Here is a 14,778-nt window from a genome sequence, read left to right as displayed (position 1 = left end):
GTTTTCAAAGAGCATTTTGTGTCATTCGCCCGAAGGCGACTTATCGATCTTACCACATCGCAACTGTTTTTGCAAGAGGTTTTTTTAACCATTTCGCTTCGTTCAGCAGCGACAAGATCTAATATAACAAAACCAACAGATAAAAGTCAAGTGTTTCTCTCACTTTTTTATTGATGACTTTTCATTTGAGTTGATTGTTTCGAGCAGAATTTAAATATAAATGAAATAAGTGACGGAGTCAATAGGTAAAACGAATAGTGATTCTCTTTTTATTTCACACTATAACCGTCAGGCGTTTTAGCTACGTATCCGTGAAAGTATCCAATAATAAAACGGCGGTGTTACTATGGACCCGAAACCAACCTACGAAGAATACGAAAACGATAATTACAGTGAATTATCTACTGTAGAGTCCCAGCGCAACGAAATCCTTCAGGAAGAATTCCCGGAGGGGCCTTTTGGAGCAGCCACCAACGAAGCCCGCTTAGGGAAAGCAACAGGCTGGGAACCCGGACAGCACTCCACCACCACTCGATTCACTTACGAAACACGGCTGATGCATCAAGACCTTCCGAGACAAGACCCATCCGCGCACCCCATTCATGATGATCCGAACGAAGAAGAATAAAAAGCCAAGCCCCCACTTATACAAGCAGGGGGCTTGGTCAATTTATCAAAGAATGTATGACTACTCCTCAGCAACTACATGAGTCGTTAAGGTTCCGATCCCTTCGATGGTTACCGAAATTTCGTCACCTGGAACAAGTTCGCCTACACCAGATGGAGTCCCGGTTAAAATAACATCGCCTGGACGAAGCGTCATGACCGCAGACACAGCTTCGATCAGCTGCGGAATCGAAAAAATCAATTGGTCAGTGCGAGCATCCTGACGCACTTCCCCGTTTACTCGTGTCACGATACGCAAGTTATGATAATCCAGTTTGGCTGCAATAGCAGGTCCAAGCGGACAAAACGTGTCAAAGCCTTTCGCTCGTGTCCATTGCCCATCGCTCATCTGCAGATCGCGAGCGGTCACATCAATCGCACAAGTGAATCCCAAGATATAATCGTCTGCATCAACAGCCTTGACCTTCTTGGCCTCTTTCTTAATCACCACGGCGAGTTCACCTTCATAATGAAGGTTCTGGGTCAGTTTTGGATAGACGATGGGCTCACCAGGTCCAATGACAGTTGTTGACGGCTTCAAAAACATCAACGGTTCTTTTGGCATGTCAATCCCCATCTCAGCCGCATGGTCCAGGTAATTCAATCCGATGCACACGACCTTGCTTGGATCACTTGGCGCCTTTAACGTGACCTCGTCCAAAGGCAGCTCAAGGCCTGTCATAATCGGTTTTGCTGTATGGATTTTGTAAATGTCCCCTTCAATCACACGTACTTTGTGATCCTCTTCCACCATCCAGCCATGCTTCACCTTACCATTGCGCTCATAACGGATTATCATGGTTCCTTCTCCCCCGTGTCGCGATTTTCTCTATACCTGCATTTAGAACAGGTCGGTTGTGGTTTCTTTTGGCTTCGTTGTAATCTCTTCTATTTCAGTTCGCGCTACAGCATCCTCCACTAACGCTTCTACATCCAGCGCTTCCTCAAATTTTACGGCGAGGCGAGGCTTCGGTCGCGTCACAGGATTTTTCGGTGTAAACACTGTGCAGCAGTCTTCATATGGCAAAATAGACAGTTCGTACGTATCAATTTGGCGAGAAATGTCCACAATGTCTACCTTGTCCATTGCAACAAGCGGTCGCAGGATTGGAATCGAAATCACCTTGTTGATCGTATCCATACTTTCCAAGGTTTGCGACGCAACTTGACCGAGGCTTTCTCCTGTTGCGAGTGCCTTGGCATTGGTATTTTCCGCAACACGCTCCGAAATGCGCATCATGAAACGACGCATGATGGTGATCAAATAGTCTTCTGGACATTTTTCACGAATGGCAGTTTGAATCTCTGTAAACGGTACGACGTGGAGACGGACAGTTCCTCCCCATTTGGTCAGCTTATGAGCCAAGTCACGTACTTTTTGCAAAGCGCGCTCGCTCGTAAACGGATAGCTGTGGAAGTGAATCGCTTCAAGCGTCACTCCACGCTTCAGCATCATCCAGCCAGCTACAGGACTGTCGATACCCCCAGATAGAAGCAACAGTACTTTTCCGCTTACCCCAACTGGCAAGCCGCCTAGTCCCTGAATGGTTTCACAACTAATGTACGTACCCTCCGTGCGAATTTCTACATTAACAATCATATCCGGCTCATGCAAATCTACACTGATAGCTGGAAGGGCACGCAAGATGTGTGTTGCCACCATGCGGTTCACTTCCATCGATTGAATTGGATAGCGTTTATCTGCGCGACGAGAAACCACGCGGAAGGTACGCGGCTGTGGGTCCATTTGACGAACCAACTCCAGCGCTTTTTCCTTGATCGTTTCAATATCAGGATCTACCTGGATCGTCGGACTAAAGGAAGAAATACCAAAAACGCGCTTCAAACGCTCCATAACCGCATAGGCGTCCTCCCCGTGCAGCTCCACATACATCCGACCGTAATTGCGTCGAACTTTTACTTTAAAAAATGAGCGCAGTACGTTTCTTACACTTTTGACAAGTGCCTCTTCGAATTGATCGCGGTTTTTCCCTTTCAGCGCCAATTCACCATAACGAATCAAAATAACATCGTAGTTCATATTTATCTCCTTTTAGTTGTCCACACTATTTTCTATGAGCGGGGGCAGGTTGTTGTTTGATATACGTACGAAGCACACTTACGCATTCCTCTAACGCCTTCAAAAACTGTTGAATATCCTCCGCTGTATTTTCCCGGCCCAGACTGACCCGCAGAGACGACAACGCGCAATCCCGCTCGATTCCAATCGCAGTCAGTACTCTGCTCGGCTCATTGGCTTTGGATGAACACGCCGACTTCGTGGATATTAAGAAACCTTTTTCCTCCAAAGCATGCAACAGGACTTCCGCTTTTACTCCTGGTACTGACAAGTTCATAATATGAGGAGCCGCATTCGCTTCCGGGGTATTCACAATGCAACCTTCGATTGTTGTAATCCCTTCTCGAAGCTGCTGATTCAGTTTTTGCAGCCTGATTATCTCGACGCTGCCCAGTTCCTCTAAAATCCGGATTGCTTTTGCCATACCAGCGATGGCTGGGAGGTTTTCCGTTCCTGAGCGAACACCGCCTTCTTGACCGCCACCCATCATTAACGGGTGAATGATCAAGCCTTCTCGTTTATATAAAATGCCCACTCCTCTAGGGCCGTAAAACTTGTGAGCAGAGACGCTCAACAAATCAATCCCTGAATCCTTGATGCGCAAAGGAACTTTCCCAATTCCTTGGACAGCATCGACGTGAAACAAGACTTTCGGAAATTGCTTCAGCCATTGTCCGATTTCCAGGATCGGCTGAATGGTCCCCAGCTCGTTGTTCACATGCATGACCGAAACAAGAATCGTATCGGGACGCATTGCTTTCTGAACATCTTCTACCGATACGCGACCTTCACGATCTACCGGCAGATATGTCACGGCAAACCCCAGGCCTTCCAACTGTTTGCAGACATCGTAAACAGCCGGATGCTCTACCTGTGTCGTAATAATATGTTTCCCTCTGTTTTGATATTGAAAGGCTACACCCTTGATCGCCGTATTGTTGCTCTCCGTACCACCTGAAGTAAATATAACTTCACTTTCTTTACAGCCCAAGTACTGTGCAGCAACCTTTCGCGCCTGCTTCAGTACATTTTCCGCCTCTACTCCTTTTTGATGCAAAGAAGACGGGTTTCCATAGTAGCTTTCCATCGCGCGTCTCACGGTTTCAATCACTTGAGGATGAGGCCGGGTAGTCGCACTGTTGTCCAAGTAAATCACCAGTACACACCTTCCTAAGGGCAAGATGCCCGAATACTACGCTTCATCATAACATGACTTTTCGTAAAGAACATACAAAGTATTGCACTTCTCGACCTTATTTTTCCCCGAGTTCGTTGCTCTCAAAAGACCAAATCAGACAATCTGAACAACCGTTCACAGACTATTCACGGATAAAGCGCTTACATCCAGATATAGGCTATTTACATTGTTTTGGCCTTTCGTTAGAATAGTCAATAAATTTAGATAAAAAACGACAACAAGGAGAGAACCACCATGACAGCACAAGCCATGCAAGAAGAAATCAAGAAGATGGAAGCCGAATTGAAAAGACTGCAAGCAGAACTGGCGAAGATGAACAAAAATACCCCTCAGTACGATCGCACGGATGTCGCGTACTTACATGAGGTGTATAACGGGTGACATTCATTCGAATTCGATAGCGTGGTTACGGCAAGGAAAAACGCCCGTGACCACGCTATTTTTTGTGAAAAACCGCTCCAGTCGATTTCGACGGAACGGTTTTTACTTGCTGCTATTTAAATGGGATCTCTCCCAAATACTCACCGGAAAAAACTTCGGTAGCCGGCCCCGTCATATAGACTCGGTTATCCTCTTCCTTCCATTCAATAAAGAGATCTCCTCCTGCCAAGTGAACCGTGACTTTTCTATCTGTCTTTCCACTCAAGTGGGCAGCTACTGCAGCAGCGCAAGCTCCTGTCCCACAGGCAAGCGTTACACCTGATCCCCTCTCCCATACACGGAAAAGAATTTCCTCTTGATTCAATATTTGGATAAATTCGACGTTGGTTCGCTCAGGAAACCATTCGTGGTACTCGATCATTGGCCCGTAATGACGAACATCTTCTTCCTTCACTTCATCGACGAAAAGGATGGCATGTGGATTGCCCATCGAAACAGCCGTCATCGTAAACGCCGTTCCATCGACCTCGATTACCTCTTCTCGCACTCGTTCTTCAGGAATGCCTGTCATCGGAATCGCTGCTCGCTCAAAACGAGGCTCTCCCATATCAATTGTTACTTGATCGACCTTACCGTCTGTTCCAAGCGATACGACAGGGGTAACGGTCCCTCCCAACGTCTCCACGGTAAACGTTGTTTGCTCCGTCAAACCGTGGTCGTATACGTACTTGCTCACACAGCGCAAGCCGTTTCCGCAATTTTTTGCTTCGCTGCCATCATTGTTAAATACCCGCATGCGAAAATCTGCTCGTTCAGATGGCATAATGAGGATCAGTCCATCGCCTCCAATGCCAAAATTCCGATCGCTCACCCTTCTTGCCAATTCAGGTAAATCTACACCCGACAAGTCTTCATCAAAACAGTTGACGTAAACGTAATCATTACCCAAGCCATGCAGCTTTGTAAATTTCATCGTCCACTCCTCTTTCTCTTTCGAATGCTAGGTCTGACTCTCCTCTATGCATTATCTTATCACAACCTAGAGAATCGTGGTCGAATCAAAAGGTGGTATACTACCACTAGCATCGATGATGGAAAGAGGTGGAATAAGCCGTTGGATTATCATATTTTCCGCTATGCACTCGGAACAACAAATGAAGCAAAACGTCTCGCTGTACAAAAAGCAACTGGAACGGAACCTATCTGCTTATCCGTCCCCTCGGGCGTAGCGGCTCAGCCGATGAGTGAAGAAGAAACGATTACAGGAGCGATCAATCGAGCAAAAGCTGCACGTAGTCAAGCACCAGAAGCAGAGATTGGGCTAGGCTTAGAAGGCGGACTTACGTACGATGAGCAATTTACAAAACAGTGGTATTTGATTTCCATCTGCGCTGCCTGGAATGGAAGTGAGCTATTTATTGGAAAAGGTTTGGCTTTTCCTATCCCGAATCAAGCCGTCCAGCGAATCCAGCAGGAGCAAATTGAGCTTGGCACCATCATAGATGAATGGGGCAAAACCGTTGGCAGTAATCATCGCGGCGGCGCCTATTCCCTCTTAACGGATAATCGCGTACGGCGTTCCGATGTTTTTTGTGATGCCGTTATCGCAGCGATTACGCCTTTCGTTTCCTCTTTGTACAAATAGTAGTGGGGCAACACAAAAACCTCTCCGGCTGAACGACCGGAGAGGTTTTGCGGTGTGATGCTTTTAGCGAGCCGTATAGTACGGGTAGATAACTAATGCGCCCAAAATGGCAATAGCACCTACGATCATCGCCCAGGCTCCCAGTGTCTTCGAGTTGCGTCGATACGCCAAGTAGCCAAGCACCATACCAATTGGAGCCACCAAGTATGGCATGAGAAACAAGGACAGGACCGATAAGCCCAAGCCAGTCATCCCGATACCACTGGCCCCATTTTCCCGGTTTTCCTCGTCTGTGTCGATCTCACTGGCAGCACGACTGGTCGGAATCGGCTCGGCGATTTCCGCCGCCACCTCGATGTCATCATCTTTGACTTTGGCGACCGGTGAACGATCCTCTCTGGTCAGGACAACGCCATCCAAACGCTCCGAAAAGTCGTTTCGCTCCTCATCCAGCTCGCCTGTATAGCGCTCTGTATAGGAATGGGGATCGTAGTGAACCCTGCGCCTCGACCGCTCTTCCTCTTCGTCAAAGACGGCCTGTGTCCAAGTATTCGCTGCAAACTCCCTGTCGTGCTGATCAACCGTCTCGGAAAAACCGGTATCTTCCTTCCGCTTCGCATCATTACGTTCGTGTCGATCCAACATATCATGCTCAGCCCCTTTTTTGGCAAAGGATTAATTAAGTGAAGGAAGTAGCCTTATTGTCTGCCTACGTTGTACAATTTAAACGGGAGGCGAGAGAATGAAACCAGACAAAATCCTAACCATTGGCATTGATATTGACGGTACAGTCACATCACCTAGCAGTATTGTTCCGTTGATGAATGAGAGCTTTGGAAGAGATTTACGATATGAAGATTGTGTGGAGTACAATTTAGCCAACGTGTATCAAATCACGGACGCAGAGTTCGAAACGTGGTTGGATCAAAACGGGGAGCGCCTTTATGATGGTGCGCCTGTTCACGGAATTGCCGATCAGGTTTTGCGCGATTGGTCTTCCTCCCACAAGCTGGTATATATAAGTGCTCGTGAGGATCGTCACCGCGATGTGACCTTACAATGGTTTGCTCGCTACAATATCCCTCACCATGAAGTGGATTTGATTGGAAGCCACGACAAGCTGTCAGCTGCCCGTAAATGGGGAGTGGACCTTTTTTTGGAGGATCGTCTGGAGAACGCTTTGCAATTGTCAGAAGCACTGCAAATTCCCGTGTTCTTGTTTGACACTCCTTATAATCAAGCTTCCCTTCCTCCACTCATTCATCGAGTCACTTCTTGGGAAGAGGTTGCCCAAAAAGTCAACGAGCTCTTTCTGGCTAGGACAAGCGTATAGGGCAAACAGCAAAAAAGACGTATCACCATTAAGGGATACGTCCTTTTTGCGCCGAAGCCGCATTATTTCTTCGTGGAATTCTTCGGCTTGAACGTCAGACAACAGGTTTCAGACGAAGTTTTTGCCTGATCCTGATGCTGCGTGTTTTGACCGTACTCACCCGCGAATTCTTCTTTCAGGTTTACGGTAGCGTGTGCGTCAATCTCTACCATGATCTCTTCGGCGCTGCAAAGATTGCCCTGCGCCCAGTACTCACAGTTTGCTACAGAACATTTAACTGCTGGCATGTGCATTCACCCCCTAGAGGCTAGCCTTCACAACAACTTAGGGGCTTATACTTGCCATTCACAATGGAAACAAAACTCTACTCGAGAAAGAGGAGGATGACATGTCAACTCCCCGTATTGTCGTCATCACCGGGGCTTCTGGTGGCCTTGGTCTAGCTTTGACACGACTTCATTTGGAAAAAGGAGATTGTGTCATTGCCACAAGCCGCAAAGCCATCAGCGAGGAACTCGTTTCGTTACAAAAAGCTTATCCGAATCGTCTCCATCATTACCTGTTAGACGTCGGCAGTAATGAAGACATTCGGCAGTTCGCTGCATGGGTGCACATCCGTTTTGAACGTTGCGATTTTCTTTACAACAATGCCGGGATGGCAGTCTTTGAACCACTCATCGAAATGCGCGTAGAGGAGCTGGAAGAAACATTGCGAACGAATATTTCCGGTGTTCTCTACACGACCCGTGCCTTTTTGCCGATGATGCTTCAACAAGAGCAGGGGCATATTATCACGATAGCCTCACTTGCCGGACAGGTCGCAACAGCCAAAGCTGCGGTATATGCAGCCAGCAAAGCAGCTGTAATCCGCTTTAGTGAAGGATTGCGCCACGAACTGCAAGGCAGTGGAATTGCCGTTACCTGTGCCATGCCAGGACCGATTGACACACCCTTTTTGGATAAGGCAGACAAAACGGGTAGCTATCGCAGCAAAGTAAGTCGGTATTTATTGACACCGGAACAAACGGCAAAGGCAATATATCGAGCGGCGGAAGCAAAACGTCCGGAGGTTGCCATGCCATTTCGTCTACATGCGCTCTCCCGCATCTACTTCCTATTGCCTCAGTGGCTAAAACACCTCGTCTCACCTCTCCTCAATCGAAAGTGATGAGGAATCCTCCAAGTTTTTCAATGCACCAAATGCAATGATACCGAAAATGATACATACGGCTGCTCCGGCTCCAATGATCCCTTGAACACCCAGGTAGGGTATGAGGAAGCCAGAGACAGCCGCTCCCGCCGGCATTCCTGTCCCCGTAATCGTGCGAACACTGGTTAATACCCGCCCCAAGAGAGCATCGGGCACCTGCTTTTGCAGATAGCTTCTGTACATGATGTTATAAGGAGCAAAGCAAAAGCCCGCCACAACCATCGAAGCCATCGCGATCTCCAACCTTGAGAATAATGCGATCGGCAATGTGGTCACTCCCCACGCCACGATAATCCCTGCTAATGTCGACCCCAACGGAAGTTTCCACGTAACCGTCGAGAAAAAGAGTGAGCCTAGTAATGCCCCTACTGCCAAAGAAGACCACAGCATCCCTAATGCAATTGATCCTCCTGCCAAATCCTGATTCGCATACAGTGGTAATGCAATTTCAATGGGGCCGTACGACATGTTAAACAAAAAGGTAAAGAAAACAAGAATGATCAATTGCTTACGTCCAAATATGTATCGATACCCTGTCCGCATGTCACTCAGGAGAGAACGCATGAACACTCCCGTTTGGCCTTTGGCAATCGCTGTTGGATTCGCACTTTTCGTAAGCTCTCGGGGCAACCGGGAGAAGCAGAATGCACATACGAAAAAGCTGGCCGCATCGATCAACAGAACATAAGCTTCACCAATCAACCCGATTAATACACCCGCGAGTGCCGGTCCAAACATATAGACAATTTGCCATTGCGTTTCCATCACGCCATTCGCTTTGACCAATTGATTTTTGTCCGAGACGATTCTAGGCAACAAAGTCTGCGCCCCAGCTGTACTCAACGGTGAAAGGATTCCCGCAATCACAATCAACACGTATATCACAAATAGCGGAACTTGATCGATCTGCAATAATGCGACCAACGCTATAAAAATGAGTCCTCGCGCCACATTGTCCATCATGATGAGCTTGCGTCGATCAAACCGATCCAGTAAAACTCCCGCCACTAAACCAGTAAGAACAGCAGGGAGCATATACGCAAGAACAACCCCACCCATCGCAGTAGGTGAGCCTGTTTTATTCATGACAAACCACGTCAAGCCCATCCAGCCAAACTGATCCCCCAGACCAGATAAGAACATCCCCAGCCAATACCAGCGAAATGAACGCTGCCGCCATAATTCCTTCATGCTGCATCTTCCTTTTTCTCTTTTTTCCATTCATTGTATAATCAGGTTCATACTTTTTCAATAATTATATTTATTAAATCTAAAAGTTTCATTTTGTATAAAAAAAGAGCCTCTGCTCCAAATAAGCAGAGGAATCTATCCTGAGTCTCACTGTACGTCTGTGATCTTTTGCAACTTACGATGGCTCCAGAGCCACAGAAGCCCTGCTGCAACCCCAAAGAAACCAAGCCACACGGAGACAGCGGCACTCCCGACCTGCTCCGCACTGAATCCGAGAATCAAGCAGCTCACAGAAAAGCTTCCCATGGTCGCCATTTCCCGAATGGAAAAAACGCGAGCCAAATAAGCAGGGTCAGACATTCGTTGAAGCTTCGTCACAGACAATATCGATGAGCTAAACTGAGCAGTTGATGCGAATAGGATGGCGATGGCCAGCCCAAGCAGCGGTTTCGCATGAAACACGGCGATAATCGAACATCCCATCGCTACGAGTGCCCATCCTTGGACACGCCATGTTCCCTTTTCGCTCAGGCGCTCAGACAGCTTGTTCACAGCAATCCCAGCTATCACACCCCCGAGACCCAACGGAATGTCCAAGAGTCCGAAGACATACAAGCCCTCTCCCCGCTCCGTAAGAACATAGTACATCAGCATAATGTAATAGGCGCCACATACACGTTCCGCCATCTGATAGCCGATCACACTGCCAATCTCCCGATGTTTGCCGATATAACGGAATCCCTCTTTTAACCTTTCCATAAAAGGTACAGCCGTTTTCGATGCAACAGAGTTGGCGATATGCGGAAGCGGAAGCAAGATGAACAGCGACAACAAATAACAGGCGGCATCGAGCAAGAAGTTGTAGCGATAGGAGAACAAGTAAACCAGAACTGCTGCCACACCCTGACAAACGATAATAAGAAACGAAGTCGTCCCCTGCAAAAGGGAATTGGCAGCCAACCTGTCCTTTTCCTCCACGGATTGTACGATCGCTACTTGCATCGCTGGTTGGAAAAAAGCACTGCAAATATTGACCAGAATCAATAACAAAAAAGCCACCCATAAGTAGGTCGCAGATGTGATGAAGAAAAACAAACTGACGAGAATGCCACGAAGCAAATTGACGACAATCATGACCCGCCGTTTATCCCAATTCTCCACAAGCGTCCCTGCGAAAAAGCTGGCAAACACATAAGGGAGCATACGAAACACAGTACCTGCCGCAAAAGAAAGACCCGATCCACTTAAATCATGTAAAAGTCCAACGACCGCAATAAACGTAAATTCATTTCCGATGATGTGAACAATGTGGGCCGTATACAAACGACGAAAGACGGGATGTTGCAAGATCGACACAGGAATGCATCCTCTCACCGTTTTCAATATTGTAACATTTGTCAAAAAATAAGCGCAAATTGATCTTGCGGAACGGACCGTTTTGTTGTTACAATACGTTCAAATAAAACTGAACGTCTAAAAATAATAAAACATTCACGTTCAGCGAAACGAGGTTGATCGACTTGAAGCGATACGTAGTTGTGGAAACTTTGGATCAATTAAAAGCTGTCAGTGATTCCTTGCGCCTACAGATCATCACGATGCTGGTCAAGGAGGAATACACAGGCAAGCAGCTCGCGACCCTTCTCTCCCTTTCGCCCTCTAAAGTGCATTATCACCTGAAGGAATTGGAAAGCCACGGCTTCGTTGAGGTCGTGCGTACGGAAGAAAAAAACGGCATCGTGCAAAAGTTTTATCGGGCTGTTGCTTACGACTTCAAGGTTAGTGATGATTTGCTGCCTTCCCTACGTGAAGACAGCATCCTGTTGCAGGAAACGATGCTAAATCACCTGCGCTCCAGTATGAATCGCCTATATAACGCACCAGACGAGTCATTCATGCTCTTTTCGGATCAAGAGGATCGTCTTCCTGCAATTGCAGTTAACTCCGAAGTGAAAGCACCTCGGAAAGAAATATTTGCTTGGCTCAATAAATATCAGGCTTTACTTGAGGAGCTATCCGAAATGGAAGATCGCTACTTAGAGAGGATTGCTGCTGGAGAAGCGGAGGATACGGTTGAAAACTTTTACATGGTCACGGTCGGGTTCATGACGAATGAACGTTACTACGTCGCAGAAGACGATTCCTTGCCAGATAACTATGAGCACCAACAGTCTGAATTCAAGCATCTCACCGGCAAAATTGTGGTGAAGAAAAAGAAGGAGGAAAATAGAGATGAGCACTCTGGCGACAAATAATTCCCTTTGGAAAAATGGATCGTTTGTCCGGTTATGGTGCGGCACTTTATTTTCGGCAATGGCTGACGGAGCTTTCTTCATCCTGCTCAACTGGTATATCGTGAATGCCATGGGCTCAGGAGCAATCCTCGGCACGACTTTGATCTGTCTGTCCATCCCCCGTCTCCTGTTTATGCTGGCGGGCGGGGTGGCTGCTGATCGTTTGAATCGAAAATGGATTATGTTTTCCTCCCTTTTGGTTAGGGGAATTATTTTAGCCTGCTTCAGTTTGCTTATGCTTCAAGGAAATGGCGCCTGGTTCCCAGTGAGCCTGTATGTCATGGCGGCTTTATTCGGGACAGTCGATGCATTTTTTTGGCCAGCACGTAGCTCGATTCTACCCTCTCTTGTCTCTCGAGAACAACTTGCGCCAGCTAACAGCTTAATGGAACTATGCCATCAGATTAGCTTGGTTGCCGGACCGGTAGTTACTGCCTTATTAATTGGAACTGTTAGTTATCCGATCATGTTTATGATTTTGGCATGCACCTTCTTCGTAGGAACACTCTTTGTACTCTCTCTCCATTCACACTCATACACCAAAGACACGACTTCAGAGTCTTCAACAGAATCAAGGGCAAGCTCATATTTCAAAGATATCGTGGGAGGAATTCGTTTTACGTATTCAATCCCGATCCTTGCTCTTATTTTAACAACATCACTGTTCACCAACATGATGTTCTCCGGCCCAGTTAACATGATCATTCCCATTCATGTAAATGACCTCGGATGGGACGGGAGTGCTTTTAGCTCACTCAGTACCTCACTTGGAGTGGGCATGATTGTCGGCGGTATTTTGACAGGATTGTTTAAAGGATTCCGTGGAAAATTTATGTTACTCCCTGTCATTCTCGGATGTATGGGAGTTGGAATCAGCTCGTATTATTTCATTGAGGAGCTTTCCTTTGGACTTGTCTCTCATTTTCTCATCGGAATGGCACTCAGTATGACGAATATTCCGTTTATCACCTACATTCAAAGTATCGCCCCTGCCAACATGCTCGGTCGTGTCATGTCATTGCTTTCCTTGATGTCCGTCGGCTTCGGGCCAGTCAGCTATGCACTGTGCTCCTTTCTTCTCGCCAAAAACATCGCAACACCGGGGCTTCTATTATTCTTTGGCGGTATCATATTTGCAAGTATCAGCCTTAGCCTGTTCTTTTTCCGCTCGTTCCGGCAAATGGAGCACCACCCGAACTGGAAGCGACCTATGGTAGAGGAGCAGCAGCGTCCTGTCACCCTTTCTTCGTAACGCCTCTACTATAAATAGAAAGAACGCGCACCTCGCAAGCATGAGCTCTTGCAGGTACGCGTTCTTTCTATTTATGCGGTTTGTTCTTTTTCAGCAAAGACCTTTATCAGCTGACGAGCACCAAAGCCCATCCGTGTGACTACTCCTGCCTCATCTCGTACAAAGCGGATAAACGCGTCGGTTTCTCCGCGCTTCATGACGAAGCTGTCTTCTCCCACTGAACGAAGTGGAATATTCGTCCCGTTACTCTTTGCTACCAGCTCATTTTCTTCGATTTCAACCGATACGATCGCCCCTTCGGAAGAGCGGTACTCGCCTGTAAATGCAGGGAGTGCTTCTACAGCCAGCTCATAATCCGGATATTGGAACGGTACCGTATCCGTAGAACGTCCATTGGTCGCATTCAAAATGCCGTGCATCAAATCCGCCATCGGACCGCCATCTGTGTTCATGAGAATGGCTCCTGTCAGATTACGCTCCGGGAAGACAAAGATTTGTGCCGCAACTCCCTTGATCGCTCCACCGTGCTCAATGAGTGTTCCATCATGACAATTGGCTACAAACAATCCATAGCCATATGCCTGAAACGGCGAAATCGAGAAATGAGGCGCCGTCATGTCCTGCACACTCTCGGGTGAGAGCAAGCGATTCTCGCCCACCAATCCACCCGTTCTGAATATTTCGGTATAGCGCAATAGGTCGTGAATCGTCGATTTCAGAAAACCAGCGGAGCGCATCGATGGTGAATCCCACCACGAGGGTGAACGGTATACCTCACCGCCATCCTTTGGACTTTTTCGGGTAAACAAGGTAGCTACCTCTGCTCCCTCTGGCAAATCTTCGACGAGAAAGGCACTGTTCTTCATCCCGGCTGGCTCCAAAATATGGTCATGCACAAACTGCTCGTAAGATATCCCACTCACTCTTTCAATAATCAGACCGAGCATGGCATAACTGTCGTTGGAGTAGCTAAACTCCGTTCCAGGCGCACCTAGAAACTCGTAATCCAGCTTGCCAATGTAGGCCATGAATTCTTCTTTTGTATTGATCTCTTCCACTGTATCGAGATCAAACTCAAGACCGGAGCTAGAGGACTTAACGTCCCCACCCTTCAGAATACTTCTTTTCATCGCACCAGCTAATGTATCCAAGGGAGGGAAGCCGGCGGTATGTGTCATCAGATGATGGATCGTGATCTCCCGAGTATAAGCTTCATTAGGCGTACGGAGCTCTGGGAGATACTTGATGACAGGATCATGCACAGAGAGCTTTCCTGCATCCTGGAGCTGCATGATCGCCACGCAAGTAAATGACTTGGTCGCGGAACCGATGCCAAACACTGTATCAGGGGTTAATGCTTTTGCATCCTCTGTATTGTCAGCCAAGCCAAATCCATGGAAATATCCCATCTCTCCTTGCTCTGCCAATCCAACTGCTGTTCCGGTTACTTTTGCCTCTGCAAGCAGCTTTTGCGCGTATTCCTCAAACGATTGAACCCAATCCGCCATGCTCTTTCTCCCCTTTTCAG

The 14,778-nt window shown here is 47.4% G+C and carries 16 protein-coding genes; 7 read left to right on the top strand and 9 right to left on the bottom strand.

Features of this window, described 5'->3' with window-relative positions; all coding sequences use genetic code 11:
* Positions 1–346: 346 nt before the first annotated feature.
* On the top strand, positions 347–628 hold the full coding sequence (locus C7R93_RS07660) for a hypothetical protein (RefSeq protein ID WP_106838258.1): 282 nt from the start codon (positions 347–349) through the stop codon (positions 626–628).
* 60 nt (positions 629–688) lie between these two features.
* Here C7R93_RS07660 and C7R93_RS07655 read toward each other — a convergent pair whose 3' ends face one another.
* From C7R93_RS07655 to C7R93_RS07645, 3 genes are read right to left on the bottom strand one after another with little or no spacing between them, the layout of a single operon-like run.
* The gene (locus tag C7R93_RS07655; RefSeq protein WP_106838257.1) at positions 689–1,465 is read right to left on the bottom strand and encodes a fumarylacetoacetate hydrolase family protein; all 777 of its coding nucleotides are present in this window, start codon (positions 1,463–1,465) and stop codon (positions 689–691) included.
* A gap of 42 nt (positions 1,466–1,507) precedes the next feature.
* Positions 1,508–2,707: a tRNA uracil 4-sulfurtransferase ThiI gene (gene thiI, locus C7R93_RS07650; RefSeq protein WP_106838256.1), complete on the bottom strand. Its 1,200-nt coding sequence runs from the start codon at positions 2,705–2,707 to the stop codon at positions 1,508–1,510.
* Between the two features lie 25 nt (positions 2,708–2,732).
* Complete coding sequence (locus C7R93_RS07645; RefSeq protein WP_106838255.1) at positions 2,733–3,902, bottom strand: cysteine desulfurase family protein; 1,170 nt, start codon at positions 3,900–3,902, stop codon at positions 2,733–2,735.
* A 276-nt stretch (positions 3,903–4,178) separates the two neighbouring features.
* Here C7R93_RS07645 and C7R93_RS30215 point away from each other — a divergent pair, with 276 nt between their 5' ends.
* Positions 4,179–4,325 carry a hypothetical protein gene (locus C7R93_RS30215; RefSeq protein ID WP_167402443.1) on the top strand — a complete coding sequence of 49 codons (147 nt, stop codon included), beginning with the start codon at positions 4,179–4,181 and terminating at the stop codon, positions 4,323–4,325.
* Positions 4,326–4,437: 112 nt separating this feature from the next.
* On the opposite strand, the gene dapF is transcribed toward C7R93_RS30215, so the two are convergent.
* Positions 4,438–5,298 carry a diaminopimelate epimerase gene (dapF, locus tag C7R93_RS07640; RefSeq protein WP_106838254.1) on the bottom strand — a complete coding sequence of 287 codons (861 nt, stop codon included), beginning with the start codon at positions 5,296–5,298 and terminating at the stop codon, positions 4,438–4,440.
* Positions 5,299–5,439: 141 nt separating this feature from the next.
* Between dapF and C7R93_RS07635 the strand changes: the two genes are divergently transcribed.
* Complete coding sequence (locus C7R93_RS07635; RefSeq protein WP_106838253.1) at positions 5,440–5,970, top strand: DUF84 family protein; 531 nt, start codon at positions 5,440–5,442, stop codon at positions 5,968–5,970.
* Positions 5,971–6,033: 63 nt separating this feature from the next.
* Here C7R93_RS07635 and C7R93_RS07630 read toward each other — a convergent pair whose 3' ends face one another.
* A complete protein-coding gene (locus C7R93_RS07630) occupies positions 6,034–6,615 on the bottom strand; it encodes a hypothetical protein (RefSeq protein WP_106838252.1) in 582 nt (193 codons plus the stop codon).
* A 97-nt stretch (positions 6,616–6,712) separates the two neighbouring features.
* On the opposite strand from C7R93_RS07630, the gene C7R93_RS07625 reads away from it, so the two are divergent.
* Positions 6,713–7,303: a 5' nucleotidase, NT5C type gene (locus tag C7R93_RS07625; protein WP_106838251.1), complete on the top strand. Its 591-nt coding sequence runs from the start codon at positions 6,713–6,715 to the stop codon at positions 7,301–7,303.
* 62 nt (positions 7,304–7,365) lie between these two features.
* Here C7R93_RS07625 and C7R93_RS07620 read toward each other — a convergent pair whose 3' ends face one another.
* Positions 7,366–7,590, bottom strand: coding sequence for a DUF1540 domain-containing protein (locus C7R93_RS07620; RefSeq protein ID WP_106838250.1), 225 nt, complete (start codon positions 7,588–7,590; stop codon positions 7,366–7,368).
* Positions 7,591–7,691: 101 nt separating this feature from the next.
* On the opposite strand from C7R93_RS07620, the gene C7R93_RS07615 reads away from it, so the two are divergent.
* Positions 7,692–8,471 carry an SDR family NAD(P)-dependent oxidoreductase gene (locus C7R93_RS07615; protein ID WP_106838249.1) on the top strand — a complete coding sequence of 260 codons (780 nt, stop codon included), beginning with the start codon at positions 7,692–7,694 and terminating at the stop codon, positions 8,469–8,471.
* Here C7R93_RS07615 and C7R93_RS07610 read toward each other — a convergent pair.
* On the bottom strand, positions 8,448–9,704 hold the full coding sequence (locus C7R93_RS07610; protein WP_106838248.1) for an MFS transporter: 1,257 nt from the start codon (positions 9,702–9,704) through the stop codon (positions 8,448–8,450). The genes C7R93_RS07615 and C7R93_RS07610 overlap by 24 nt on opposite strands.
* Positions 9,705–9,851: 147 nt before the next feature.
* On the bottom strand, positions 9,852–11,060 hold the full coding sequence (locus C7R93_RS07605) for an MFS transporter (protein WP_106838247.1): 1,209 nt from the start codon (positions 11,058–11,060) through the stop codon (positions 9,852–9,854).
* Positions 11,061–11,224: 164 nt separating this feature from the next.
* Here C7R93_RS07605 and C7R93_RS07600 point away from each other — a divergent pair, with 164 nt between their 5' ends.
* Positions 11,225–11,959 (top strand): transcriptional regulator, encoded by a 735-nt coding sequence (locus C7R93_RS07600; protein ID WP_106838246.1) that lies wholly within the window; start codon positions 11,225–11,227, stop codon positions 11,957–11,959.
* A complete protein-coding gene (locus C7R93_RS07595) occupies positions 11,931–13,250 on the top strand; it encodes an MFS transporter (protein WP_106838245.1) in 1,320 nt (439 codons plus the stop codon). The genes C7R93_RS07600 and C7R93_RS07595 overlap by 29 nt, the downstream gene beginning before the upstream one ends.
* 71 nt (positions 13,251–13,321) lie before the next feature.
* Here C7R93_RS07595 and C7R93_RS07590 read toward each other — a convergent pair whose 3' ends face one another.
* On the bottom strand, positions 13,322–14,758 hold the full coding sequence (locus tag C7R93_RS07590) for a serine hydrolase domain-containing protein (protein ID WP_106838244.1): 1,437 nt from the start codon (positions 14,756–14,758) through the stop codon (positions 13,322–13,324).
* Between the last annotated feature and the right edge of the window lie 20 nt (positions 14,759–14,778).

The organism is Brevibacillus fortis, from assembly GCF_003013395.1.
Taxonomy (GTDB): domain Bacteria; phylum Bacillota; class Bacilli; order Brevibacillales; family Brevibacillaceae; genus Brevibacillus; species Brevibacillus fortis.
Note: the sequence above shows the minus strand (reverse complement) of the source record. Positions and strands in the feature narration are given on the sequence as shown.

Excerpts from the sequence above, each read along its gene's own strand:
- C7R93_RS07615 (WP_106838249.1), top strand. The coding sequence starts at position 7,692 with ATGTCAACTCCCCGTATTGTCGTCATCACCGGGGCTTCTGGTGGCCTT.
- C7R93_RS07625 (WP_106838251.1), top strand. The coding sequence starts at position 6,713 with ATGAAACCAGACAAAATCCTAACCATTGGCATTGATATTGACGGTACA.
- C7R93_RS07610 (WP_106838248.1), bottom strand. The coding sequence starts at position 9,704 with ATGAAGGAATTATGGCGGCAGCGTTCATTTCGCTGGTATTGGCTGGGG.
- C7R93_RS07630 (WP_106838252.1), bottom strand. The coding sequence starts at position 6,615 with ATGTTGGATCGACACGAACGTAATGATGCGAAGCGGAAGGAAGATACC.
- C7R93_RS07620 (WP_106838250.1), bottom strand. The coding sequence starts at position 7,590 with ATGCCAGCAGTTAAATGTTCTGTAGCAAACTGTGAGTACTGGGCGCAG.
- dapF (WP_106838254.1), bottom strand. The coding sequence starts at position 5,298 with ATGAAATTTACAAAGCTGCATGGCTTGGGTAATGATTACGTTTACGTC.
- C7R93_RS07590 (WP_106838244.1), bottom strand. The coding sequence starts at position 14,758 with ATGGCGGATTGGGTTCAATCGTTTGAGGAATACGCGCAAAAGCTGCTT.
- C7R93_RS07655 (WP_106838257.1), bottom strand. The coding sequence starts at position 1,465 with ATGATAATCCGTTATGAGCGCAATGGTAAGGTGAAGCATGGCTGGATG.
- C7R93_RS30215 (WP_167402443.1), top strand. The coding sequence starts at position 4,179 with ATGACAGCACAAGCCATGCAAGAAGAAATCAAGAAGATGGAAGCCGAA.
- C7R93_RS07660 (WP_106838258.1), top strand. The coding sequence starts at position 347 with ATGGACCCGAAACCAACCTACGAAGAATACGAAAACGATAATTACAGT.
- thiI (WP_106838256.1), bottom strand. The coding sequence starts at position 2,707 with ATGAACTACGATGTTATTTTGATTCGTTATGGTGAATTGGCGCTGAAA.